General features: G+C 60.8%; 25 protein-coding genes. 1 reads left to right on the top strand and 24 read right to left on the bottom strand.

Annotated features, from left to right (window positions below; all coding sequences use genetic code 11):
• Positions 1-175 precede the first annotated feature (175 nt).
• From B5D32_RS07890 to B5D32_RS07850, 9 genes are all read right to left on the bottom strand, one after another.
• Entirely contained in the window at positions 176-793 is a 618-nt protein-coding gene (locus B5D32_RS07890) for a regulatory protein RecX (protein ID WP_078784520.1), read from the bottom strand.
• 3 nt (positions 794-796) lie between these two features.
• Positions 797-1,969 carry a recombinase RecA gene (recA, locus tag B5D32_RS07885; protein ID WP_078784519.1) on the bottom strand — a complete coding sequence of 391 codons (1,173 nt, stop codon included), beginning with the start codon at positions 1,967-1,969 and terminating at the stop codon, positions 797-799.
• A gap of 119 nt (positions 1,970-2,088) precedes the next feature.
• Positions 2,089-2,919 (bottom strand): peptide chain release factor N(5)-glutamine methyltransferase, encoded by an 831-nt coding sequence (gene prmC / locus B5D32_RS07880; protein ID WP_078784518.1) that lies wholly within the window; start codon positions 2,917-2,919, stop codon positions 2,089-2,091.
• The gene (locus B5D32_RS07875) at positions 2,916-3,842 is read right to left on the bottom strand and encodes a DUF1385 domain-containing protein (RefSeq protein ID WP_078784517.1); all 927 of its coding nucleotides are present in this window, start codon (positions 3,840-3,842) and stop codon (positions 2,916-2,918) included. Before B5D32_RS07875 ends, prmC begins: the two co-directional genes overlap by 4 nt.
• A gap of 165 nt (positions 3,843-4,007) precedes the next feature.
• Positions 4,008-5,456, bottom strand: coding sequence for a HAMP domain-containing sensor histidine kinase (locus tag B5D32_RS07870; RefSeq protein ID WP_078784516.1), 1,449 nt, complete (start codon positions 5,454-5,456; stop codon positions 4,008-4,010).
• Between the two features lie 255 nt (positions 5,457-5,711).
• Entirely contained in the window at positions 5,712-6,416 is a 705-nt protein-coding gene (locus B5D32_RS07865) for a response regulator transcription factor (protein ID WP_078784515.1), read from the bottom strand.
• Between the two features lie 22 nt (positions 6,417-6,438).
• The gene (locus B5D32_RS07860; RefSeq protein WP_078784514.1) at positions 6,439-7,740 is read right to left on the bottom strand and encodes a hypothetical protein; all 1,302 of its coding nucleotides are present in this window, start codon (positions 7,738-7,740) and stop codon (positions 6,439-6,441) included.
• Positions 7,741-7,766: 26 nt separating this feature from the next.
• The gene (locus B5D32_RS07855) at positions 7,767-8,708 is read right to left on the bottom strand and encodes a CFI-box-CTERM domain-containing protein (RefSeq protein WP_159447008.1); all 942 of its coding nucleotides are present in this window, start codon (positions 8,706-8,708) and stop codon (positions 7,767-7,769) included.
• Positions 8,709-8,763: 55 nt separating this feature from the next.
• Positions 8,764-9,543, bottom strand: a complete 780-nt coding sequence (locus B5D32_RS07850; RefSeq protein WP_078784512.1) for a ZIP family metal transporter — start codon at positions 9,541-9,543, stop codon at positions 8,764-8,766.
• A gap of 140 nt (positions 9,544-9,683) precedes the next feature.
• Between B5D32_RS07850 and B5D32_RS07845 the strand changes: the two genes are divergently transcribed.
• Positions 9,684-10,286 carry a Type 1 glutamine amidotransferase-like domain-containing protein gene (locus B5D32_RS07845; RefSeq protein ID WP_078784511.1) on the top strand — a complete coding sequence of 201 codons (603 nt, stop codon included), beginning with the start codon at positions 9,684-9,686 and terminating at the stop codon, positions 10,284-10,286.
• Between the two features lie 286 nt (positions 10,287-10,572).
• On the opposite strand, the gene deoC is transcribed toward B5D32_RS07845, so the two are convergent.
• From deoC to hisF, 15 genes are all read right to left on the bottom strand, one after another.
• Positions 10,573-11,247: a deoxyribose-phosphate aldolase gene (gene deoC, locus B5D32_RS07840; RefSeq protein ID WP_078784510.1), complete on the bottom strand. Its 675-nt coding sequence runs from the start codon at positions 11,245-11,247 to the stop codon at positions 10,573-10,575.
• Positions 11,244-11,402 (bottom strand): hypothetical protein, encoded by a 159-nt coding sequence (locus B5D32_RS15395; protein WP_187115943.1) that lies wholly within the window; start codon positions 11,400-11,402, stop codon positions 11,244-11,246. Before B5D32_RS15395 ends, deoC begins: the two co-directional genes overlap by 4 nt.
• A 132-nt stretch (positions 11,403-11,534) precedes the next feature.
• Positions 11,535-11,984, bottom strand: coding sequence for a GtrA family protein (locus B5D32_RS07830; RefSeq protein WP_078784508.1), 450 nt, complete (start codon positions 11,982-11,984; stop codon positions 11,535-11,537).
• Between the two features lie 143 nt (positions 11,985-12,127).
• Entirely contained in the window at positions 12,128-14,053 is a 1,926-nt protein-coding gene (locus B5D32_RS07825) for a bifunctional 4-hydroxy-3-methylbut-2-enyl diphosphate reductase/30S ribosomal protein S1 (protein ID WP_078784507.1), read from the bottom strand.
• Positions 14,054-14,265: 212 nt separating this feature from the next.
• Positions 14,266-14,964 (bottom strand): lysophospholipid acyltransferase family protein, encoded by a 699-nt coding sequence (locus tag B5D32_RS07820; RefSeq protein WP_078784506.1) that lies wholly within the window; start codon positions 14,962-14,964, stop codon positions 14,266-14,268.
• 11 nt (positions 14,965-14,975) lie between these two features.
• Positions 14,976-15,638, bottom strand: coding sequence for a (d)CMP kinase (gene cmk, locus B5D32_RS07815; protein WP_078784505.1), 663 nt, complete (start codon positions 15,636-15,638; stop codon positions 14,976-14,978).
• 158 nt (positions 15,639-15,796) lie between these two features.
• Entirely contained in the window at positions 15,797-17,020 is a 1,224-nt protein-coding gene (locus B5D32_RS07810; protein WP_078784504.1) for a BaiN/RdsA family NAD(P)/FAD-dependent oxidoreductase, read from the bottom strand.
• Between the two features lie 11 nt (positions 17,021-17,031).
• Positions 17,032-18,714 carry a hypothetical protein gene (locus B5D32_RS07805; RefSeq protein WP_078784503.1) on the bottom strand — a complete coding sequence of 561 codons (1,683 nt, stop codon included), beginning with the start codon at positions 18,712-18,714 and terminating at the stop codon, positions 17,032-17,034.
• 18 nt (positions 18,715-18,732) lie between these two features.
• Positions 18,733-19,644 (bottom strand): glycosyltransferase, encoded by a 912-nt coding sequence (locus tag B5D32_RS07800; RefSeq protein ID WP_078784502.1) that lies wholly within the window; start codon positions 19,642-19,644, stop codon positions 18,733-18,735.
• The gene (locus B5D32_RS07795; RefSeq protein WP_078784501.1) at positions 19,641-20,759 is read right to left on the bottom strand and encodes an FAD-dependent oxidoreductase; all 1,119 of its coding nucleotides are present in this window, start codon (positions 20,757-20,759) and stop codon (positions 19,641-19,643) included. The genes B5D32_RS07800 and B5D32_RS07795 overlap by 4 nt, the downstream gene beginning before the upstream one ends.
• Before the next feature lie 165 nt (positions 20,760-20,924).
• The gene (locus tag B5D32_RS07790; RefSeq protein ID WP_078784500.1) at positions 20,925-21,725 is read right to left on the bottom strand and encodes a glycosyltransferase family 2 protein; all 801 of its coding nucleotides are present in this window, start codon (positions 21,723-21,725) and stop codon (positions 20,925-20,927) included.
• The gene (locus B5D32_RS07785) at positions 21,722-22,510 is read right to left on the bottom strand and encodes a sugar phosphate isomerase/epimerase family protein (protein WP_078784499.1); all 789 of its coding nucleotides are present in this window, start codon (positions 22,508-22,510) and stop codon (positions 21,722-21,724) included. The genes B5D32_RS07790 and B5D32_RS07785 overlap by 4 nt, the downstream gene beginning before the upstream one ends.
• Before the next feature lie 3 nt (positions 22,511-22,513).
• Positions 22,514-23,443, bottom strand: a complete 930-nt coding sequence (locus tag B5D32_RS07780) for a sugar nucleotide-binding protein (protein WP_078784498.1) — start codon at positions 23,441-23,443, stop codon at positions 22,514-22,516.
• A 198-nt stretch (positions 23,444-23,641) separates the two neighbouring features.
• On the bottom strand, positions 23,642-24,277 hold the full coding sequence (gene hisH, locus B5D32_RS07775) for an imidazole glycerol phosphate synthase subunit HisH (protein WP_078784497.1): 636 nt from the start codon (positions 24,275-24,277) through the stop codon (positions 23,642-23,644).
• Positions 24,274-25,041 carry an imidazole glycerol phosphate synthase subunit HisF gene (gene hisF, locus B5D32_RS07770; protein WP_078784496.1) on the bottom strand — a complete coding sequence of 256 codons (768 nt, stop codon included), beginning with the start codon at positions 25,039-25,041 and terminating at the stop codon, positions 24,274-24,276. The genes hisH and hisF overlap by 4 nt, the downstream gene beginning before the upstream one ends.
• Positions 25,042-25,156: the final 115 nt, after the last annotated feature.

Genomic DNA, 25,156 nt, shown 5'->3' with positions numbered 1-25,156 from the left:
GGGCGGTTCCCCGACACCCCGCAGGGCGGCAGATGTTTGCCGAAAATTGTAGGGCGGCCAGCCCTCTGGCCGCCGCGGTGGGGTCAAGACCCCTCCCTACAATGCGAACCGTCAAGGGGATGCAATCGGCAGGCCGAGGGCCGGGCATGCCCGGCCCCTACAGGGCAGCTGGATTTTATTCGTCGTCGGACAGCACTTCCCGTATCACCGCATGGCTAAACCCGCGGCGGGCGAGGGCGGCGGCGACCTGGTCGCGCTTACCGGCGGCGAGCTTGGCGGCGTACTGCCGCTGCACAAGCGCGCGGGCCGTCTCCAGCTCGGGGCTTTCGCCGTCGTCTGTCTCGGCAAACAGTTCCTCCACCACATCGGCGGCGGTGTCGCGGTCAATGCCCTTGGCCGAAAGATCGTTTAAAATCTCGCGGCGGGACTTGCGCTTGCGCAGCAGCTCCGCGGCGCGGCGGCGGGCAAACGAGACATCGTTTAAAAGCCCCAGCTCCCCCGCCCGCGCCACGGCGTAGGCAGCGCTGTGGGCGTCAAACTTCCGGCAGAGCTTCTGGTACAGCTCCCCTGCCGCGTGGTCGCGCAGGGATAAATAATCCATGGCCTTGTCCAGCGCGCGGCGGGTCTCGCTTTTCTTGCGCAGCTCCTCGATCTGCCAGTCCTCCAGCTCGTCATCCTGGTGCAGGGCGGCAGCGGCGAAGGTGTCCTCATCCAGCGAGAAGGCAAACTCGCCGTCTAAAAACAGCGCCAGACGGCCTTTTTTTGTCTCCTTGATTTGCGTTAAGCGCGGCATGGCTTATTCGTCGACCATAATATCGAGGTCGACCTCGCTGCCCGTCGTCTTGGCGGCGGGAGCGGCAGGGGCTTCAGCGGCTGCCGCGGGCTTGATGACCTCACTCGGGTCCAGCGGCTTGACGGTACCCTTCTTACCGGCGGCCAGCAGGCGGTCAGAGTTCGCGCGGACGATCTTCTCGATTTCGTCGGAGACCTCGGGGTGGTCTTTCAGGAACTGCTTGGCGTTGTCGCGGCCCTGGCCCAGGCGCATCTCGCCGTAGTTGAACCATGCGCCGCTCTTCTGGACGACACCCAGCTTGACGCCAAGGTCAAGAATTTCACCGATCTTCGAGATGCCCTCGCCGAACATAATATCAAACTCGGCCTCACGGAACGGGGGCGCGACCTTGTTTTTCACAATTTTGGCGCGGGTGCGGTTGCCGATGAACGCGCCGGTGGAGTCCTTCAGGCCCTCGATGCGGCGCACGTCGATCCGCACGCTGGAATAGTACTTCAGCGCGCGTCCGCCGGTGGTGACCTCGGGGTTGCCGTAGACAACGCCGACCTTCTCGCGCAGCTGGTTGATGAAGATGCAGACGGTGTTCGTCTTGCCGATGACGCCGGTCAGCTTGCGCAGGGCCTGGCTCATCAGACGGGCCTGCAGGCCAACGTGGCTGTCGCCCATCTCACCCTCGATTTCAGCGCGGGGCACCATAGCCGCAACGGAGTCGACGACAACCGCGTCGATGGCACCGGAACGGACGAGAGCCTCACAAATCTCCATGGCCTGCTCACCGGTGTCGGGCTGGCTGACCAGCAGACTGTCAATGTCAACGCCCAGCGCGGCGGCATAGGTCGGGTCGAGGGCGTGCTCGACGTCGATGAAGGCGACCTCGCCGCCCATCTTCTGGGCCTCTGCCAGAATTTGCAGTGCCAGCGTCGTTTTACCGGAGGATTCGGGGCCGTAGACCTCGACGATACGCCCGCGGGGCACACCGCCGATGCCGAGCGCCAGATCCAGGCCCAGGCTGCCGGTGGGGATCGCGTCGACCTGCATCGTGACGTTCGCGCCCAGTTTCATGACGGCGCCCTTGCCGAACTGCTTTTCAATCTGCGCCAACGCGGTTTCCAGCGCGGCCTTCTTATCGGCGGCGGGGGCTGCCGTTTTGGGTGCGGTATCTTTTTTTGCTGCCATGTTGCGGTTCTCCTTTTATCTGCAAGTATACTTATGATTTGCGTTTGTACCTATTATATACGATTTACGAGTAAATTACAACATTTTGTTGTGTGTTTTGTGTCCCATAAATCGGATTTTCAGCAGCTTTTTTCAGGTTTTTGCAGCAAAACAGCCCGGTCATTGCTGCCGTAGTCTTTACGGCAGCTGCCGTTGACCCAGCCGTTAGCCGCCCCCAGTGCCAGCACGTCGGCGGCCTGGGCACAGCCGATCTCCAGCACCAGCCAGCCGCCCGGGCGCAGTGCGTCCCGGTAATGCGCGGTCAGCAGGCGGTAAAAATCGAGTCCGTCCGCGCCGCCGTCCAGCGCCATGGCAGGCTCTCTGGCCGTCTCCGGCATCAGGTGTGCCATCTCCTCCGCCGTCAGGTAGGGCGGGTTCGAGATAATGAGATCGGCCTCGCCGGAGGGCAGCCTATTATAATAGGTAAAGATGTCGTCCTGCACGGCCTGCACGCCGGTCCCCGCCACATTGGCGGTCAGGTAGGGCCAGGCGTCGGCGCTTTTCTCTACACAGGTCACAGCCGCGCCGGGCAGATGCCTGGCAATGCCCAGGCCCAGGCAACCCGTGCCCGCACAGAGGTCGTAGACCACGGGCGCTTCTGCGTCCTTCAACAGCTCGATGGCCGCCTCGCAGACGACCTCGCTGTCGGCGCGGGGGCAGAGCACGCCACGGCCCACCTTGAGCGTAAAGTCCATAAAATCCCACTCGCCCAGCAGGTATTGCAGCGGCTCACGGGCGGCGCGGCGCTCACCCAGGACCCGAAGGCTCGAAGCCTCGTCGGGGGTGGGGCCGTTGTCCAGGCGCGGGTCACGGCCCGTGACAAATTTGTACAGCTGCACCGCATCAAAGCGGGCATCGGGCACACCGGCCATCATGAGCCGGGCGCAAAGACTTTGATAAGCAGTATTCACCAGCGGGCTTCCTCCTGTTTTTCGGGCAGGACCGGGGTCACAGCGGCAATGGCGACCTCGATCATCGAGTCGTCGGGCTCAAAGGTCGTCAGGCGCTGCATCCACAGGCCGGGCTGTGAGACGATCTTGGACAGCACACTGTCGGAACGGCCCGCCCATTTCAGAATTTCATACGAAATACCGACCAAAAGCGGGAACATGCAAAGCTTGTACACAATACGCATTCCCGTGCTGGTCCACGGCAGCACCGCATACAAAAAGATGCTGATAATGATGACAAGGATCATAAAGCTGGTGCCGCAGCGGGGATGGAAGCGGCTCTGCCTGCGGATGTTCTCAACGGTCAGCGGCAGACCTGCCTCATAACAGGCGATGGTTTTGTGCTCGGCACCGTGGTACTCAAAGACGCGGTGCAGGTCCTTGAACCGCGTGCAGAGAAACATGTACCCGAGGAAGATGGCCATTTTCAGCGCACCTTCGAGGATGACGCGCGGCCAGCGCCCCAGCGGGACAACCTTCATGACGAGGCCGGTCAAAAACGTGGGCAAAAACGTAAACAGGAACAGCGCCAGCACAACACCGACGAAGGCGGCGCAGGTCATGAGCACGTTCTGCACGGCGGGGGTAGCGTGTTCCTCGAACCATTTGTCCAGCTTGGACTCGGCGGGCTCGGCTTCACCCTCCATCGCTATATCGGCGGCGTGCATTAAATACCGGTAGCCCTTGTACAGGTTTTCGGCCATGTTGCAGACGCCGCGCACCAGCGGGACCCTGTTGTACCAGTGGACGGTGACAGTGTCATAGGTCAGGTCGATGGTGCCGTCCGGCTTGCGCACGGCGCAGCAGATCTTCTCCGGCCCGCGCATCATAATGCCCTCCATCAGGGCCTGGCCGCCGACGGAGGTGCGGAATTCTTTGGACATATATGGTTCTCCTTGTCAAATTTTCTGCCTTTCCCCGTGGGGGAAGGTGGCGCCGCAGCGCCGGATGAGGGGAAGCCCGCGCAGTAAACCGCAAAGCAGTTCTGACGCAAACTCTGCCCTCATCAGTCACCTTCGGTGACAGCTTCCCCCACGGGGGAAGCCTTTTTAAATCTTGTCATGCAGATGCTCCTGCCCGGGGTGGTAGACGGGGAGGGTGACGGTGACGGTTGTGCCCTGACCAAGGGTGGAGGCGATGTCAAATTTGCCGCCCAGCGTGCCGACGATCTCATCGACGACAGCCAGCCCGATGCCCGAGCCGCGCACCGAGTTTTTCGCCTTGAAAAACTTCTGCTTGACCTTTTCCAAGTCGTCGGGCGCGATGCCGCGGCCCTGGTCGCGGATGGACGCGCTGACCGTGACCGGCGTGCGGCTCAGCGTCAGGAAGATCGTGCCGCCCGGTTCGGAATATTTGATCGCATTATCGAACAGATTCACAAACACCTGCCGCAGCCGCGCGGGGTCGGCCCAGACCGGGTACGGCTCGGGCGGCTCGGAGTAGACGAGCTGCATCCCCTCCTGCCGGATGCGGGCCTCCACGAACAGCGCGGCGTCGGTGGCCTCGGCGACGAAGTCGAGCACCTCGCAGTTCATCTTGATGCCGTTCTGCAGGCGGGAGAAGTCAAGCAGCTCCTCGACCATCGTATAAAGGCGGTCCGTCTCGGTGCCGATGATCGAGAGGCCGCGGCGGTAGTTTTCGTTCGTTGGGTCGTCGATATTGCTGATTGTCTCGACCCATCCCCGGATGGAGGTCAGCGGCGTGCGCAGCTCGTGGCTGACCGATGAGATGAACTCATTTTTCAACCGCTCGGTCTCGGCAAGATCCTCGGCCATCTGGTTGATCGTCTTGCACAGCCGCCCGATCTCGTCGTCATAGCGGGTGTCCGGCAGGCGGACTTTCATGTCACCCTTCGCAATTTTGGTGGCGGTAGCCTCGACTTCACCGAGCGGACGGACGATGGAGCGTACAAAAAACAAGCCGCTCCACACCGTAAAGGCCAGCACCAGCACGCCGAGACCAACGCAGATGGCGACGGTGCGCCACCACTGGCCGTCAATGAGGGTCAGGCTTGTGACCATCCGCAATGCGGCGATGCTGCCCGCCGCGTAGGGCACAAGCATCGTAACGGCCATGACCCTCTCGCCCTGGGGTGTCGTGAAGATAGCCGACCCGATCCCGTTGGCGGACGTCAACGCACGGCCATAGTCGGTGCCGTTTGTCAGGTCGCGGTTCATTGTGCCGCTGCTCGTCGCCAGGATGACGCCCTGTGCGTCCAGCAGCATAAATTCAAACTTGTCCTTCTCGTCGAACTGCTCGACGACGCGCCGCAGGACATTGGCGCGGCTTTCGGCGGTGGTTGCGGTGTCCCCCGCCGTGCCCGTGGCCTGCAGGCGGCCCACGACGGTGGAAAAACGATTTTCCACCGCGCGCTCGACACCGCCGTAGAGATCGTTGTAGCTGTAGTACAGGAACAGTCCCTCCGCCAGCACGAGCACCAGCACCGTGATCAGCAGGCTGCCGCGTATCCAGCGGCGGATAATGCTGGTGGATTGCATGGCGGTGAGCTCCTTTCCTGTGGGATTTTGGTAGGTGGTGAGAGGGCGGGGTGAGAGATGGCGGAAGCGGCGCGGGAGGGATGAATCCCTCCCCTGCGGTTGGTGGAAGGTTTGCGGTGAAGGATGTAGGGGGCGGCGTTCTCGACACCCCGCGGAGGGGTCAAGACCCCTCCCTACGATGCAAAAGATAAATGGGCGGTAATGGCAAGGCGGAGGGCCGGGCATGCCCGGCCCCTACGGACTGCCGTTCCCGGTTTACGCATTCCACCTATACCCATACCCCCAAACCGTGAGGATATGCTGCGGGCTGCTGGGCTCGTCCTCGATCTTCATGCGCAGGCGGCGGATGTTCACGTCAACGATCTTCACATCGCCGAAATAATTTTTGCCCCAGACACCTTCCAGGATTTTTTCACGCACCAGCGCGGTACCCGGATTGCGGAAGAACAGCTCCATAATTTGGAACTCGACCTGCGTCAAGTCGATGGGCTTGCCGGACTTGTACAGAATACGGCTCTTTTCGTCCAGCACAAACGGGCCGCTGACCAGCTGCTCCGGCTCCTCGGCGGGCTTGGCGGCGGTACCGCTGCCGCGGTGGATGCGGCGGGTCAGCGCCTCCAGACGCGCGATCAGCTCCGACACCGAAAACGGCTTCGTAATGTAATCGTCTGCGCCGATGGACAGGCCGCGGATCTTGTCGCTCTCCTGCCCTTTGGCCGACACGATGATAATGCCGATGTCGCTGTCACCGCGGCGGATCGTCTCGCAGAGACTCAAGCCGTCCATGCCCGGCAGCATAATATCCAAAAGTGCCGCGTCGCAGTGTTCCCCGCTGTGCATCAGTTCCAGCGCGCGCTCGGCACTGGGGGCCTCGACGACCTCCCAGCCGGCCATTTTCAGGTTCAGGGCTACCATTTCGCGGATGCTGGCTTCGTCTTCGACTACCAAAACTCGTTTCATAAACCCGATTTCCCTTTCTGTATCAATTTGATCCCAGCAGCACCGTGTTCTGGCTGATGAAATCCAGGCTCAATCCATAATACGACGTTACAACGCGGGCTTGCAGCTGCTGGCTGCCAATGTTTGCAATGCGCAGATAGTTGCCGACGCCGGTGGCCGCGTTGTCCGCGGGGTCAACGACGCGCATCTCGCAGTAGACCGTCGTGCCCTCGGCGTTGCAGATCAGCCAACCCGTGCCGCTCTGGTTGGAGCGGATCAGGATGTTGCCGTGCATCGACTCGGGAAGTTCCATAAAAATGTTATACTCGCTGTCGTAGACGCCAAACTTGCTGTTGCCGCCCGCCATCGAGGTGTAATCCTTCCAGAGCAGAAAGCTCAGCCGCTTGTCCATCGGCGTTTGCAGCGTGCCGCCGTCGTCGATCTCCACAGGGATGTCCACTGTGCCGTTGTCGTCAAGGTCGCGGCTCAGCAGCTCGCGGTGGTAGCGCAGCGTGCTGCGCTGGATGTCGCTCATGCCGCTGGGACGGTAGGGCTGCAAAAAGCCCGTTGCTTCGTCATACAGAATGATGTCCGATACCAGACTGCTTGTGCCGGTCCAGGCATCCATGACCAGGTACATGCCGTCGTCGCTGCCGGTGCCCGCGTGCAGGGCCGCGCAGCTGCTGTAGACGCCCTCGCCCAGGTTCAGCGTCTGGGTCGAGCGGAACTCGCCGTCGTTGGCGGTCAGCAGCTGCAGCGTGACGCCGCCCAGCTCCGTGTCCGGCGGCAGAGCCAGAACCAGGTCCTGCGTGTCGCCCTTGCCGGTGAAGTCCGCGACGATCATGTCGGTATAGCTCTTGCTGATGACCGTAGATAACGTATCACCGTCATATTGATAGACAACCAGATATTGGTCGCCCTGGGGCGAGACATACCCTGCCAGCAGCTGCTGGCTCGACGTGTCTCGGAGATGCGCGGCGGAAAAGCTCTGCACCTCGCTGGTCAGGCCCTCCACCACGCGGCTGACGCGCCAGCTGCTCTCCCCCGTCGGCTCGAGCACGGCCAGCCAGACGTTGGAGCTGGTCGTGTCGGTGGTGTAGAGGACGGCGGCCTCGTCTGTGCCGTCGCCGTCCCAGTCACCGAACGCAAACGGCGAAAGGAAATCGCCGCTGGCGGGATACTTTAAGGTTGCGCTGCCGCCCAGGTAGTTGTTCAGCGCCTTTTGCAGGGCCGCACTCTCGCCGGAGAGCTGCGGCGCGCGCAGCAGGGTCTCGACATCCCCTGCCGCACTGCACCCCGCCAGCAGCACAGGCACAAGGAGCAGCGCCGCGATTTTTTTCAACATGTGGCTTGCTCCTTTCTTGCACAAAATTACTGGTCGTTGTACGGCTTGTCAGAGAAGCCGTCCGCGTTCAGGCGGCTGATTATGCGGTCCAGTGCCGTTCGCCACATGCGTCGCACGGCCTGATTTCTACCAAAGACACGTACCATCGTCGGGCTGACCGCATAATAAAGGCTGATGAAGCAGCGCCCCGCCGTCGTATTTTTCAACACATCATCCCGGTAGCGGCGCAGTGTCCACACCTGCGGGCAATCATACGACCCATACACACAGGTTGCCACGTAGCATCCCTGCTTTTTCTTGCGGGTCTCATTATGCGCTGCCGCATGTTCATCCCAAGTCTGCTGCGGTTCGACCACAGTGCGGGGCTGCGGCTCGACCACAGTGCGGGGCTGTGGCTCGGCAGGCTTTTCGCCGTGATGTGCCACACGCTGCGGCGGATTTTCCAGTGTCTCCGTGATGCGTTTCTGCATGTACTCGCGGTTTACGCCGTAGTTCGTCCACAGCGTGACAATCGGGACACCCGCTTCTGCGCAGATTGCCGCCACCTTCTCGTCCCGCTTGCGGCGCTCGTACTCATGGTGGGTCGGGTCGTTGATCTCCACAGCGATTTTCGGCGCAAAGGCTGCGTCGGTAATCAGGAAATCCACATTGCGGAATAGCTCATTGCGGAAAGGTGTATTGTCAACCCGTTCAATAAACGCAGCCAGATTGATTTGCGGGAACACGTGGTATCCCTGCGGGACAATTTCCTTTAGCGCCTTGAAAAACTGCTGTTCGTTGGCTGTAATCAGGCTTTTGCGGCATTCATACAGGAACTCCGGCGCATTGGGCTGCGGGCAGGGAGCATCAGCGTAATGCCATTGGCCGCATTGCGTACATTTTATAATAAGCCCCTGCTCCTTTTTCTGGTTGCAGGCACGGCAAAGCGGGTAGTGCCCGCTCTCTGCGCCACAGACACAGCATTTCATAGCCGGTTCCTTTCCTTGTAAATTTCGCATCAATACAGAATATAGTATAGCACATTTACGGCAGCGCCGCAATGCCTAACAGCATGAGAAGGCAGCCGACGGCGGCGCCCAAAATGCCCGCGGTGCGGTGGGCGGGGTGCAGGGCACCGGGCAGCAGCTGGGCCAGTGCCACCCAGACCATGACGCCCGCCGCCAGCACAACGGTGCCGTTCAGAAAGCCCGGCGTGAAGAGCCGACGCAGGAACAGCCACGCCAGCACCGCCCCGAGCGGCTCGGCCAGGCCGGAGACGAGCGCGGCCAGCACACCCGCGGTGCGGCGGCGTGTTGCGTAAGCAAACGGCACGGCCACAGCAAGTCCTTCCGGGATATTGTGCAGGGCGATGGCCGCGGCGGTGCGCAGACCGAGCGACGGATCCGCCGTGCCCGCGAAGAAGGTCAGCACGCCCTCCGGGAAATTATGCAGCAGCAGCGCCAGCCCCGTGACAAGTGCCGTGCGCATGGCAGCGGCGCGGGCCGGGTCTTTGCTTTTGCCATAGTGGGCGGCCAGTGCCGCTTCCTCGGGCAGGAGCCGCCCCAGCAGACCCGCGGTCAGCATCCCGAGCGTCAGCAGCGACACAACCGCTCCGCCGCAGGCCAGCGGCGGCAGGTAGCCCCCGTAAAACGCCAGCGCCTCCGGCATCAGGTCGGCCAGCGACGCCGTGAGCATGACCCCGCCCGCAAAGCCCGCGCTGGCCGCCAGCAGACGCTCCGACGGCGGGCAGAGCACAGCCAGCAGCCCGCCCAGGCCGGTGGACAGCCCGGCGAGGGTGGTAAGTACGATGGGTGAATCTTGCATAGGTACGCCCCCTTTTATGGTTTATAAAGGTATGCGGCGCAGGGGGCGGGGTATGACCGGGGCGCGGGGTGTACTTTTGCAGGAGAGTATGATATACTTAACCTAGTTCAATAAATCGGGATTTATTAAGGAGGATATGGATGAAACTGTTTTTATGTTCGCACTTTTCAAGTGTAGGAAGTCTGATAAAGGAAGAAATTGAAAATAAAAAAGTCGCATTTATTCCAACAGCTTCGCTGCGTGAAGGCTACACCGGTTATGTCGGCTCGGCTCGAAAATTATTCAAAAAGTTGGGAGCAATCGTAACTGAAATTGATATTTCAACGGAGGCTTATTCAACGATACAGTCTGTTTTTGAAGATGCGGATGTGATATATTTTACCGGCGGAAATTCTTTTTTCCTTATAGACCAGCTCCGTAAAACGGGAACAGATGAGCTGTTGAAGAAAGAATTGGCAAAGGGAAAACTGATGATTGGTGAATCGGCAGGTGCGATTATATGCGCTCCAAGCATCCAATATATCGAGCAAATGGATGAAAAGCCGGAGGACTACTCACAAGAAGATGATGCAGGGCTTGATTTGATTGATTTCTATGTTCTTCCGCATTATCTTACAGCACCATTTAAGAAAGTTACCGAGAAAATAATGACTGATTTTTCGGATTTGAATCTATCCCCAATTAACAACCGTCAGGGAATTGTAATTGATGGTGAAGGTTCAAAGGTTATTTGCAAAGACTAATTTGAAAATTCCAGTTTGTTGGCGCGGTCATGTTTTTTCCCCCCACACACCCATTTAAAAATAGATGCACACCACAAGGCCATACGCCCCTTGCGGCGGCCAGAGGGCTGGCCGCCCTACACCCTGCCCGGAGGGCAACTGCCAACTGACGGGACGTCGGGGACGCCGCCCCCTACCGCTGCACAAAACAAAATGCGGGAGACTGCTGACGAAAAGCAGTCTCCCGCATTTATTGGTTTAGAATTTCTTCGGTTCCTTCTTTGCAAAGAAGGAACACCGCATCCCCTTAATACCCGCTGCCGGCCTCGCCGGAGGTCAGCAGCTTGACGGCACGGGAGGTGCCGAGGCGGTCTGCGCCGAGATCGAGGAACTTCTCGATGTCCTCGACGGTGGAGATGCCGCCTGCAGCCTTGATCTTGCAGCGACCCGCAACGTGCTTTGCGAACAGCTCAATGTCGTGGAAGGTCGCACCGCCGGTGGAAAAGCCGGTAGATGTCTTGATGAAGTCGGCACCGGCCTCGGGCACGATGTCGCACATCTTGATCTTCTCATCATCGGTCAGCAGGCAGGTCTCGATGATGACCTTCAGCACCTTGTCGCCCACAGCAGCCTTGACGGCGGCAATGTCATTGCGGACATCGTCGTACTGCTTGTTCTTCAGCCAGCCGATGTTGATGACCATATCGACCTCGGACGCGCCGTTCTCGATGGCAGTTTTAGCCTCAAACGCCTTGCTTTTGGTGTCCATAGCGCCGAGGGGGAAACCAACGACACAGCAGACCGGCACGCGGCCCGCCATATACTCGACGGCCTGCTTGACGTAGCAGGTGTTGATGCAGACCGACGCGCAGTGGTTGGCGATGGCCTCATCGCAGAGGGTCCGGATCTGGGGCCAGGTTGCCTCAGGCTTGAGCAGGGTGTGGTCGACCTTGCTCAGCATTTCTTCCTTCGTGTATTTCATCGGAAATTTTCCCCTTTCTCACAATGTTTGCACAGGCGTGCCTGATGCAGGCCCAGGGCAGCGAAAACGATGGAGGTGATGCTGACCGTGGCACCGATGATGCCCAGGATCAGCCCCACCAGACGGAATGCGTGACCGCGAACTTTCTGTTTCATAGGGGATGCCTCCTTTGGGGGACGTAGTTTTTTGTGCACGAGCTGCCTGGCTCCATGGGTCAGCAGCGGGTGCTTGAGCACAAATTTTGCCACTTTAAAAATAAGCATGGTATGCTCCTTCCGGATGATGCGTTACTTCTTTTTAAAGATAAACAATTTGCTGAAAACGTAGTTGGACACGATAACGATGACCTGGCTGAACAGCTTGACGCCCATGGCCCACAGCTTGCCGTTGGCCGCGGCAAACGCGACATGCGGTCCCAGCAGGCTGACGCCCAGCCAGATGATGACCTGATCCATGACCATCGTGGCGATGCGGCAGGAGACAAACTGCCCGAACTCCGCCCAGGCCGCCTTGCCCTTGTTCGCGCTTTTGAACACGAACGTGCGATTTGTCCAATAGGCAAAGAGGATGCAGATGCAGTTGTCCAGAATATTGCCGATGCCCGCGGCAAAGTCTGTACCGAACGCCGCCTGGAAGCCCGCAAAGACGACCAGGTTCAGCAGCGTTGCGACCCCGCCGAAAAACAGGTAGGCCAGACCCTCATAGTATTTTTGGATGATGTCTTTGAGTTTTTGCATGATGTACCCGTTTTACGTTTGTAGTGGCGGGCACTGCCCGCCCGCAGGGCGTCGAGGACGCCGCCCCCTACAGGTTACTTGTACAAAAAGGGACCTGCCTGTTACAACAGGCAGGCCCCATACGGTTGCGCAATGACTAAGAATTATTCAGCGTCCTCGCCGTTCTCGTCGAGGCAGGCCTTCATGGACAGGCTGATGCGCTTGCGGTCAAAGTCAACGGCGGTCAGCTTAACGCGGACCTCGTCACCGACCTTCAGCACGTCGGAGACCTTGTTCACGCGCTCATTGCTGATCTCGCTGATATGAACGAGACCGTCAATGCCCGGCATGATGCGGACGAAAGCGCCGAACTTAGTGATGGAGACAACGGGAGCGGTGAACTCGGTGCCGACGGGAACCTCATTCTCCAGCTTGACCCATGGGTTGTCCTCTTCCTTCTTGTAGCCCAGGGAGACCTTCTGGTTCTCGGGATCGTAGCTCTTGACGTAGACCTCGATCTCGTCGCCGACCTTGACGACCTCGGAGGGATGCTTGATGTTGTTCCAGCTCAGCTCGCTGATGTGGCACAGGCCATCGACACCGCCCACGTCAACGAAAGCGCCGTAAGAGGTCAGGCTCTTGACAACGCCCTTATACTGCTTGCCGACCTCAACATTGGCCCAGAACTCCTCGCGCTTGGCCTTGTTGGCCTCGGCAGTGACCTTGTTGATGGAGCCGACGATCTTGCGGCCTGCGCACTCGGTAATGACCAGCTGAACGTGCTGGCCAACCAGCTTGGTGTAGTCCTCGTCACGGCGCATGGTGGCCTGAGAACGGGGAACAAAGACGCGGACGCCCTTGACGTTGACAACAACGCCGCCCTTGTTGGCCTCCATGACGTCGCCTTCCATAACGGTGCCGTTCTCGGCAGCCTCGGAGACGTCCTTCATGCCCTTCTGGGCCTCAAAACGGACGCGGGACAGGGTGTCAACACCCTCCTGATCGTTGGTCTTGACAACAACCAGATCCAGCTCGTCGCCCTCTTTAACAAGGTCTTCCATCTTGGCGTTGGGGTCATGGCTCATCTCGCGCAGGGGCACAATGCCGGTGTGCTTGGAGCCGTCGACACCGACGATGCACTCCGTCGGGGAAACGCTGATGACCTTGGCTTTTACGATCTTTCCGGTGTAAACATTTGCATTGGCTTCGGTAGCTTTGAGCATCTCCTCGAAGCTCATGTCGTCACGGATCTCTTCACTCATACTGTTAAGTACCTCCTCAATTATAGACGAAGGCGTTGAAGCCCCGGCTGTCACGCCCACACGCGCCGCACCAGCAAGCCATGCAGGGTCGAGTTCATCAGCAGTCTCGACGTTGATGGCCTTGGTATGCCGCGCGGCGACCTGTAACAGCTTTTGGGTATTGGAAGAATGATGACCACCAATGACGACCATGTGATCGCATTTTTGGCTGAGGTCTTCCGCTTCCTGTTGCCTCGCCCACGTTGCATTACATATTGTATCAAAAATTCTGGCTTTTGTACACTCTTTTTTTAAAAAAGCTTTGCAATTTTCCCAACTTTCCACGCGAAATGTCGTTTGCGCGACGACGTAGATGGATTCTTGTTGCAAAAGCGTGGGGAGCAATTTTTGCAGCTCCTCCGGGTTGGCAAAAACCTGCACAGGGCCGCTTGTATGGCCAACAATTCCCTGTACTTCGGGGTGGTCGGCGTCGCCTGCAACAAGCAAAAGCGCACCGTTTTTGTCCGCTTCCATCGCGATTTTATGGATTTTTGCAACAAACGGGCAGGTGGCATCGTGATACGCCAGGCTGCGTGTGCTTATTTTATCATAGACGCTTCTGGGCACGCCATGGCTGCGGATGATGACCTCATACCCGTCGGGCACGGCGTCAATATCCGGGCAGGTCACAGCGCCCTTCGCCTCCAGATCGGCCACGACCTGAGCGTTGTGGATCAATGGGCCGAGGGTCGCAACCTTGCGTCCCTGCGCCAATAAATCATAAGTCAGCTTGACCGCGCGGTCCACACCGAAGCAGAAGCCGGCGGTTTTGGCACGGATGATCTCCATAGATAAGCTCCTTTTGTAAACTCCTTGCCTCCCTCTGCGAGACAGACTCCCCCGAAACGGGGGAGATGGCGCTTGCGCCAGAAGGGGAGCAGTGGCCCCGCAGGGCCGGAGGGAGAGAGCCGTGTCTTTATCCGAAGCTTCGGGCCTCGGCAAAGCTCTCTCCCCCACCGCCTGCGGGCGGAGCCCCCTCCCAGAGGGGGCCAAGGGGAATGTCATTCCGGCAGCTGCGGCTTGTCGTCCGGTGCAGCGGGTTCCTCCGCTGCCGTTTCGGCCAGGCGCACAGCAAAGGCGTTATCGGCCAGCAGCTGCTCCAGCTCGTCGCGCAGGCGGTTCTTCATGCGGCGCAGCTCCGCCATTTTGTGGCTCTGATCCCTGATCTGCAGGTCCGCGGCGGGGATCGGCTCGCCAAAGACGATGCGCAACTTGCAGAAAAGGTGCAGCCTGCCGTCCTTGGTGCCGTAGATGATGCGCACAGGCAGCATGTCCGCACCCGCGGCGGCGGCGATCACAAATGCACCGCTCTTGATCACGCCCAGCTTGCCGGTCTTTGTGCGGGTCCCCTCGGGGAAGATCATGATGCCCGTACCATTTTTGCACTCGTTCGTCAGCTTTTCGACGGTGGTGGTGTCGCCCTTGCCGCGCTCGATGGAAACAGCGCCCATACAGCGCAGGAACCAGCCGGCCAGCGGATTTTTGAACAGCTCCTCCTTGGCCAGAATACGCAGCCGCTTCCAGTCAAATATCGTTATAGCGATCAAGACAGGGTCAAGGTTGGCAATGTGGTTCGGTGCGATGACGTAGGCGCGTCCATCGCGGACGGCCTTCAAATTCTCGCGCCCGATGACCTCGAACCGGAACAGAATGTGGGCCAGCACCCAGATGATGGGCAGCAGAATCCAGTATAAAAGCATCGTCAGCCCCCTTAGATGTGCGCAAGAATCGTGCGCTTGAGCAGGTCAAAGCTCTCCTGCAGGCCGATGCTGCTTGTGTCCACCAGAATTGCGTCGTCGGCCTGTTTGAGCGGAGCCACGGCGCGGTGGCTGTCCTGGTAGTCGCGCTGCCGGATGTCGGCCAGCACGGTGGCAAAGTCCGCGGGCTGACCCTTCTCGGCCAGCTCCTTGGCACGGCGCTGGGCGCGGGCCTCGGCGCTGGCGGTCAGGAAGATCTTGACCGTGGCGTTGGGCAGCACAACCGTGCCGATGTCGCGGCCATCCATCAGGATGTTCTGGCTTTCGGCCAGGCCGCGCTGGGTGTCCAGCAGGAAGCTGCGCACCGCGGGGTGTGCGGCCACGGCGGACGCAGCCATACCGATCTCCTCGGCGCGGATGGCCGTGCTGACGTCCTCGCCGTTTAAATAAATGTGCTGTGCACCGTCGATCAGGCGGATGCCGAGCTTGACCTGCGGCAACAGTGCAGCGACAGCGTCGGCGTCATGCGGGTCAACGCCCGCACGGACGGCGTACAGGCCGATGGAGCGGTACATGGCGCCGGTGTCAACGTAGACATAGCCGAGGTCTTTGGCAAGGGCCTTGGCGAGACTGGATTTACCGGCCCCGGACGGGCCGTCGATTGCGATGGAAATCATAGTTATCATCCCTTATTAAATAATAGATAAAAAATAATAAATAATAAATAAGGTGGATCGCGGCGCGGTGCGCCGCTCGAAAATTTCCGCCACCATGATTTTGTTTTCGACCACAGGGAGAAAATCCACATTCTTTTTTATTTATTATTTATTATTTTTTATTTGGCAATAGCCCGCGCTGCCGCCACGGCGGTTGACCAGGCGATTTGCAGGTTATACCCGCCGGTGCGGGCGTCCACGTCGAGGACCTCCCCGGCAAAATACAGACCCGCACACAGCTTACTGGCCATCGTCTTGGGGTCTACCTCGCGGACATCGACGCCGCCGGCGGTGATGACGGCGTGCTCCTTATCGCCCAGCGCGCTGACCGGCACCTGCCAGTGCTTGCACAGGTCAACGAGCGCCTGCTTCTGCTCCCGCGTGATCTGCGCGGCCTTCGTGGCGGGGTCGATGCCCCACTTTTCGACGGCGACGGGGCGCATCGAGTTGGGCAACAGCTTTGCCAGCGCCCCCTGCGCACTGTGGCTGCCCTGCTCCGCAAAGTCGCGGGTCAGGCGGTCATAGAGCGTTTTTTCATCCAGCGCGGGCTTTAAGTCAAACTCACAGATATAGCGGTGCTTCGTTATATCCTCAATGTAGGTGCTGGCCGACAGGACGAGCGGCCCGGACAGGCCGAAGTGGGTGAACAGCGCCTCGCCCTGCTCGGTAAACAGCGGCTTGCCGTCGCAGAGCAGCGTCAGCGTGACGTTGCGCAGGGCCAGGCCCATCATGCGGCGGCAGGCCGGGTCGGGGCTGACCAGACTGCACAGGCTGGGCTGCGGCGGCATGATCGTGTGGCCCGCCTGCCGCGCCAGCCTGTAGCCGCTGCCGTCGCTGCCGGTGGCCGGATAGCTGATGCCGCCCGTGGCGATCAGCGTGTTTTCTGCCCGCAGCGTCTCGCCGCGGTCCGTCACAGCGCCCTTGCAGACGCCGTCCTCGATGACCAGCTTTTTTGCGCTTCCGCGCACAAATTCCGCATCGCGTGCATAATCGCGCAGCGCGGCCAGCACGTCGGCGGCGCGGTCACTCCGGGGAAATACCCGCCGCCCGCGCTCGGTTTTGAGCGGCACGCCGAGCGACTCGAACAGCTCCATGGCCGCCGACGGCGGGAAAGCGTAAAGGCTCGAATACAAAAACCGCCCGTTATGCCGCACATAGGGCAGAAACTCCCGCACGTCGCTGTCGCTTGTGACGTTGCAGCGTCCCTTTCCGGTGATAAGCAGCTTTTGGCCCGGTCCCTTTGGGTTGTGCTCCAGCACGGTCACGGTCAGCCCGCGGGCACAGGCGGCCCCGGCTGCCATCAGGCCCGCCGCGCCGCCGCCGATGACCAGTAGATCTGTCATGCGTTCTCCCTTCATTTGTCAATTTTTCTCGGTCTGCCGTACAAAAGCAGCCCGGCAAATGCGTACAGGACCAGCAGCGGATGCACCGTTGCCAGGTACATCGTGCTGGTGCCGATGCCGAAGCTGGACACCTCGACAAAGGCGATCATGGCACAGCGCAGCAGCGCAATGCCGAAGATGCCGAACAGCAGCAGCCACGGCACAACGGTCTGTGCCGTGCATTTTTGACGCCGCTGCGGCAAAAGCTCTGCCAGCTGGCACAGCACGGCGCAGAGCACGCCCACCGTAAGCAAAATACTGCAGACCCGCGTCCAGCCCTGCATGACGGCAAAAACCGCCTTTTGGTACGGGCTGTAGTAGGGCGTGTCCTCCCCCGCGTTGGCGGCGCTGTTGAAGCCGCAGTGCAGGTAGCCGGACCAGGCGGCAAAGTCGTCCTCGGTGCCGATGGACCGCAGCGTCTCATAGGGCGCACAGTCCCGCAGGCTCAGCACATGCCAAAAGCCGTTCCAGGTCTCGGCCAACGTCGAAGGGACGTAAGCCGCCGAGATCGGCTGGCTCGTCGCTACGCGCCTGCCGGTGCGGCTGGGCAGTGTGCCCGCGTCGCAGGCGGCGTTGATCTTATCGGCCACAGTCTGCCAGTAGGCATCGGCGGTCTTAGCGTCGGCGTAGATGCCCTCAAACTGCGCGGCGCGGCGGATGGCCCAATAGAAGCTGCCCGCGCGGTAGTCGTCGAGATTTGGGTCGCGGAAATCATTCTGCAGCTGGGCGTCCTCCTCCAGCCAGTAGGCCAGCGGCTCCAATTCCGGCACAGCGTCGTAAATTTTCTCGCGGGCGTCGGCGGGCACGGAGAGGTAGGGCGCGGTGCTGTCGGTGTCCACGCGCATCATCGCGCCCATGGCCGCGGCAAAGGAGCCTTCCGAAAAGTCGGACAGCGCAAACACGCCGTAGTGTGTGTAATTGAGGGTGCAGAAGGTCAGCACGCCGACGCCGAGCATGACATACGGGATGACCTGCGCGGCCAGAGCCTTCCAGCAGCGCTTGCCCGCCAGTACCACGGCCACAATGACGGAGGCCGCCGCGGCGAACGGCAGCAGGAACAGCCCGGCGTCCTCGCGGTCCAGATAGCCGCAGGCCAGACCCGCGCCCGCCGCGGCCAGCCACGGCCAGAGCGGCTTTTCCGGCGTGAACACCGCGCGCAGCGCCATGCCCGCCATGCCCGCAAAGAAGTACAGACACAGCGCCGGAAAGATGTTGTCCCGGTAGACGCGCAGCGTGTAGGCCGCCCAGCTCGACGGCAGAAACGCCAGCGCCGCAAACAGGCCAAGCGTCAGCACGCGGCCCTGTTCGGTGTCTTTTTTGCGCCACAACGTCGAAAACGCAAACGCCGCCAGCAGCGCCGCCCCACACCAGAGCGCCGCGCCGCTGATAAGATACGGCAGGTGCAGCGCGTGCAGCAGTGCCAGCCACACCGGGAAGAACATGGCCTTGGACAGCGTCAGATAATCATACGCGCCCAGCCACTGCCCGGCTGTGATATGGTTGGCCGCGCGGAACATCAGCTCGTCGTCCAGCGGCGAACCGCCCACCCAGATGTACACCTGCTGAAAGCCCGTCAGCGCCAGACGCAGGCAGACCAGCAGGGCGCAGAGCACCCAGAAAGCGCGGCGGGACAGCCGCGGGCGAAAATGCTTCATCGGTAACTTCCTCATGCGTTATTTTTGCAGCTTCTCAATGCTTTCCACAAGATATTTCTGCTGCCTGAACGTCAGATTTAAGAGCAGCGACAGATACTTGACGATGATGGTCAGCACGGCGAACAGCCCCGCAAACCCGACGGTGATGACGAACATCGTCGTCGTCCAGCCCTCTACCGGGTGGCCGGTGGCGAAGATGACGAGGGTATAGATCAGCTCGGCCAGCGCCAGCGCCATCATGCAGAGCGTGACGGTCACGCTGGCCTTGAAGCCGAAGTTCGTGTAGAGCGTCAGGCTGTCCAGCGCCAGATTGAACCGGCCCTTCTGCTTAACGGTCAGCTGGCCGTCAAATTCCAGGTCGACCATCCGTAAGCCGCTGGCCGCGTAGGCCGCCTTGCGGTAGGGCAGGTGCGTGCTGGACGCATGGACGCGGTTGATGGCGCGGCGCGTCACCAGACGGAAGGCGTCGGTGCGCAGGCGGTAGGCGCTCTGGGAATGGGCGTTGAACACCTTATAAAACAGGCTGCTGCCGCCGCGCACGGTGCGCGGGCAGGCCGACACAATGTCGTTGCCGTCCAGCGCCGCCCTGTACGCCTGCATAATGAGCGGCGGCGCGTAGCAGAGCTCGGTGGAGTCGAACTCGTAGACATAGTCACCGATGGCGGCGTCGAGGCCGGCGTTCATGGCGTCCTCGAGCCCGTGGTAGATGCTCATGTGCAAAATCGTCAGCGGGGCGTTCTGCTCCCTGCCCCAGGCGCGCAGCTGTTTGACCGTGTCGTCGGTGCAGGCATCGTCCACGACGACAAGCTCATATTGTTTAAAGTTGGCGTCCAGCTCTGCGGCCACGGTGCGGCAGAACTCCACGGCGCGCGCGCCGTCGTTGTGCAGGTAGACGACTGCCGAAATAAAATTGTTGTCTTTAAGCATCATACATCCAATACCTCGTCCAGGTCGTATACCGTGTTGATCTTGCCGGACAGCACGCTGACGAGCTTCGGCTCGTCGCTCATCACGCGGACCACCGTCGGGCGCGAATCGTCGATCTCGCTGGCCTTTAAGATGGGCTTCATGCTGAACAGGCTGCTGTGGTAGGCAAAGCCGTATTCTTCCTTTAAATATTTGCGGGCCAGCTGGCTCATGTAGGGCCAGGCGCTTTGCGGCCTGGCCGGGCACTCATTGCAGTTGTACAGGCTGCCCGGCTTACACACGCCGCCGCATTCCTGCTGACACGGGAAGGTCGCGACGCTGTCATAGCTCGTCTCGTGCGGGGTGAAGGTCACGCTCGTCAGGCTGTGCAGGCCGGTCTGACCGAAGGGCATCAGGCTGAAAAACGGCCCGTCCATGACCGTGATGCCGGTGTTTTTCAGGCTCTTGTCCACAGTGCACAAAATGATCTCGCATTTTTCGTACTTAATGCCGAACGGCGGCAGGCCGAGCATGGCGTGTACATCGTTGACGCCCGCATAGGTCGCGTTGAGCAGGTAGGGCGCTTCGGCGGTGATGTCCCCTGCCTGCACGCGCCACGCACTGCCGACCTTTTCGATGGCCGTCGGCTTGTGGCTGTACAGCACCTCGACGTTGGGCAGCGCGGCGAGCTGCTCCAGAAACCAGCGTTTGAGTATCTGCGCATCGTAGGTGTATTCTGTCGTCAGGAACGCGCCGTCGCAGAGACCCGGGTTGAAGTAGCGCTCGGGCGCAACGTCGTCACAGCGGATGCCCGCCGCCGCGCAGAACCGGCGGAACTCCGCCGCGTTCGTCCAGGAGAAGTGCGCGCTCGTGGCGTAGATCTGGTCAAACTCGGTGTGCAGGCAGAAGCCGTAATCGCTGCAGAACCGCTCAAAATAGTGGGCGGACTTGATGGCCGTGGAGTAGCTGCGCGGGTAGTGGTAGCCCATGTGGACACGGGCCTGGTTGATGTAGGTCGCGCGCATGAAGGGCGCGGGGTCGCGCTCCAGCACAAGGACGCGCTGGCCCGCCGCACCGCATTTCTGCGCCGCGTACAGGCCGTACAGCCCCGCGCCGAGGATGATTTTATCGTAGGTCATAGAGCGTTTCCCCTTTTTACATTCCTTCGGACGATTGCCGGGTGGATATGGGATCTGCCCCGGCATTGTAGGGGTCGATGCTCATCATCGACCCGGGCACTTTGCGGCTGCCGCCAAGTGCCGCGGGCGAGCACCGCTCGCCCCTACATCTTTGCAAAATAGAACTTACGGATTATACTTCCCGGCCAGCGCATTCAGCAGCACCTTCATCAGATTGCTGTTGCCCTTGAAGCCGCTGATCTTCGTCGGCGTCTTGCCGGTGGCCGGGTAGGCGCGGGTCACGGGGACCTCGCAGGCCTTCAGGCCCAGCTGCGTCGCGCGGATGCTTAAATACGCCAGCAGCTCATACCCGCCAAAGACATCGCGCAGCGGGCGGACATCCGGGTGGGTCAGGTACTCGCGGCTGTAGGCGCGGTAGGCGTTGGTCGTATCGGTGAACCACTGGTGCGCCCCCAGGCTGACGAGCGGCGCGTGGATGAGCCGCACGGCGGCATAGCGCACCGGCGGCGTGTTGATGGCGTGGCCGCCGCGGATAAACCGGCTGCCCTGCACGAAGTCATAGCCCTCCTGCAGTTTTGCGATAAACTCGGGCACGTCCTCGATGGAGTCCTTGTTGTTGCCGTCGATGGTCAGGATGCCTTTATAATTGCGGTCCAGCGCAAAATACATGCCCATGCGCAGCTGGGCGCCCTGCCTGCCGGGGCCGGTTTTCGTCAGCAGCGTGTTGACGTGGTAGAGCGCCAGCGTCTCCCGCTTCATGCTGCCGTCGGTGGAGCCGCCGTCGCAGATGACGATGTCGCAGAGCTGGTCGATGCCCGCCTTCTGGGCGCGGCCCAGCTCGGTCAGGATGCGCGCGCCCTCGTTGATGACGGGGATCAGCAGGCAGTAGTCATGGCGGCGGCCTTCAAACTCCACAGCCGTGTAGTCGGGCACGCCGTTCAAGTTTGTGCGCTCATACTCGATCATGCGAACACCTCCGCAATATAGTCCATCGTGCGGCGGATCGTATCCACGTCGGTGTGGGCCATCTCGACGGAGACGAAGCCGCGGTAGCCGACAGCCCCCAGCAGCAGCGCCAGCTCCTTGTGCTCGGGGCGGCGCTCAATCGGGACAAGCCCCGGCTCACTGATGTGGACATGGCTGACATACTGCATATCATCGATGAAGCTCTGCAAGTGCTCTCCCTGCGCCAGCACGGTGGACAGGTCCAGATTGACCGACAAGCCCGGGTTGTCCAGCCGCTTGACGAGCGCAAAGGCGTCGGCGGTGCCGTTCAGGTAGTTCGTGTACATCGGCGGGTTGGCCTCCAGCGCCAGATGCACGCCGTACCGCGCGGCTAGGTTGCCCGCCTGCATGAAGAACGCCTCGGCGGCGGCATCGTTGGCCCCCAGCGGGCGCATACGGTTCTTCGGGCAGCCGAACACCAGCGACGGGCAGTTCAGGCTGTGGGCAAACTGGAACGCCTGCGCCGTGTAATCCAGCAGGTGCTCGGTGTCGGCAGGGTCAAAGATATTGCCCTTCTGGCCGTACCAGATGCTTTGCAGACTGGGCACCGAGAAACCCCAGCGGTTTTTGAGGTAGCCGCCGAACAGCAGCGCACTCGTCAGGTTTTCATACGGTGCTTCGGAGAAAATGCGGGTCGGGGCCAGCTCCAGGCCGGTGAAGCCCGCCTGCTGCATGGCCGCGTATACGGTTTCGTCATCGTCCTTCTGCCATGCAATGTTCGAGATGGCAAGCTGATAGCTCGGCATGGGTCAATCCCTCCAACTGCGCATAAAGCGCGTAATATCATCCAATTCCTGCTGTTTTGTGCAAAGATAATCGCCGCTGCCGCCCAAAAGCGCCGCGTGGCGGCTGCGCAGGTCGTAGTCAAACGGGGGCTTGGGCAGTTCATTGTGCCAGTCCGCTTTGCCGGTCACAGCGGTGTAGACCTCGGCGGCGGAGACCGGCGGCGTGCAGAGGTGCAGCAGCTTTACATCAGCGGCGCGGGCAGCCTCCATATCCGACCAGAGACGGCCTAAATTATAGAACTGGTAGCGGCTGCGGGCATCGGTGAAGGCCAGGGCGTTGAAGTCGTTGGCTGCAAAAAAGGCGCGCAGCGCTGCCGGGTCGGCGGTGCCGTTCAGCTTGTAAAAGCCGTTGTCCGCCAGCGTGTAGGCTGATTTGACAAGCGGTGATTTTGCCGCCAGCTCGCTGTATTTTTCCGGCCTGAGCATGGCCGGGGTGATGGTGTGCAGGTCAAAGAGGAAATTTTTCCTGATGCCGGCGCCGTACAGTGCGGGCAGGCGCACAATGAGCGCGTCGGGGAAGTCCTCGCGCACCCAGCGCTCCAATTGCAGACGGTTTTTGCCGTAGGCGGGCAGAGCTTCGGTGTCCTGCGCGGGGCTGTCCTCATAGACGCCGCGGCTGTCTGCCAGCACGGCAATGCTGGAAATCAGGACAAGTCTTTTGGGCGCGATTTGGCGGATATTCTCCCGCGCGGCACGCATGACGGCAAGGTCGGCCTCCGGGTCGGCGTTGGCCAGGAACATGGCCGCCGGCACGCCCGCGTAGACGCAGAGGTCCGGGCGCGTGCCGTACTGCGCGGTTATGTCACTGCTGTGGCATTCCGCGGCGAAGGTATGTTTGGCCAGCAGGTTGCCCCCCACAAACCCGGTGGAGCCGACGAGCAAGTCACAGGACATAGCAATTCCCCTTTGCACATTTATACAAGGTACATTATAGCCTATTGCGGGGGAAAAAGCAACGCCCTGTGCGGAATCGCACAGGGCGTTGTAAATGATTGCTATGTAGGGGCCGGGCATGCCCGGCCCGCAACTGTACGGCAAGCCGGCTTTTATGGCAAAGCCCCGGGCCGGACATGTCCGGCCCCTACCGCTCGGTCATTTCAAAAACTCCTCAATAATTTTCAGCCCGACCGCCCCGGATTTTTCCGGGTGGAACTGGCAGCCGAGGACGCTGCCGTGGCTGGCGGCGGCGCAGATCTCGCGCCCCCCGTAGACGGTGTCGGCCAGACGGTCCTCATCGTGGACGGGCTTGGCCTCGTAGCTGTGGATAAAATAGCACTCCTCGCCGGGCTTGAGCGCGGCCAGCGCCGTGCTGGAAAAATCCGTGCGCCCGCCGCCGGGGTAGAGCGGGTCCCAGCTGATGTGCGGCACCTTCTGCGGATGGCCGTCCACGTCCGTGTCGGGGATCTTTACCACACGGCCCGGAATAAGCCCAAGGCCCTTGTGTAGGCCGAACTCCTCCGACTCGTCAAACAGCATCTGCATTCCTAAGCAGATGCCCAGCAGCGGCGTACCGGCGGCGGCCTTCTGGCGAATCGGCTCGATCAGCCCCAGCCGTGCCAGACCGTCCATGCCGTCCTTGAACGCGCCGACGCCCGGCAGCACCAGCTTTTCCGCGGCCAGCACGTCCGCCGGGTCACTGGTCAGCAGCGTTTCGGCCCCAAAGTGGGCAAACGCATGGCGGACGCTCAACAGGTTGGACAGGCCGTAGTCAATCACTGTTACCTTCATACCTGGCGCACCTCCACCCCGCCCGCGCGGATGTCCTCTTTCAGCTCCGTCACGGTTTCTTTTTTGTAATGCAGCACAGCGGCACAGGCCACGGCGTCCGCGCCCGCGTTGGCGGCGTCCACAATATCGTCGCCGCAGCCGACACCGCCGCCGCAGATGACCGGCACGTTCACGGCTTTCGTCACGGCCTCGATCAATTCAAGGTCCATACCCTGCTGTAACCCCTCGTTGTCAACGCTGGTCAGCAGAATTTCGCCCGCGCCCAGCGCCACGCCGCGCTTGGCCCACTCGACGACGTCATAGCCGGAGTGGGCGCGGCCATTGTCGTAGTAGGCTTCCCACTTGCCGGGCCAGGTGCGGCTGCGCTTGGCCTGAATCGACAGCACCATGCACTGGCTGCCAAACGCCTCGGCAACCTCGGTGATAAGCTCGGGGCGCTTGATGGCCGCCGTGTTGATGGCCGCCTTGTCCGCACCCATCGACAGGATGTGGCGCACATCCTCAACGCTGCGCAGCCCGCCGCCCACGCAGACGGGAATATACACATCATCGACTGTTTTGCGCACAATATCACTTAGATTATTGCGGTTGTACAGGCTGGCGACGATGTCGATATAGAGCAGCTCGTCTATCCCGGCCTCATAATATTCTTTGGCAAACGCATTCGGGTCGCCCAGCTTGCGCAGTCCCTCGAGCTGGATCCCCTTGACAAGGTTGGTGTCCTTGACGTCCAATCTTGCGATAAGTCGTATTTTTTTGCTCATAGCTGAACCTTTCTAAAGCCTTCCCCTGTGGGGGAAGGTGGCCGCGCGAAGCAAGGCCGGATGAGGGGCGCGTTTGCCGCGATTGCCCGCAAAAGGGTTGCCGCGGAAAGTCCAC

This window comes from Gemmiger formicilis, from assembly GCF_900167555.1.
Lineage (GTDB): Bacteria > Bacillota > Clostridia > Oscillospirales > Ruminococcaceae > Gemmiger > Gemmiger formicilis.
The sequence above is the reverse complement of the archived record's forward strand: the minus strand, read 5'-3'. Positions and strand labels throughout refer to the sequence as shown.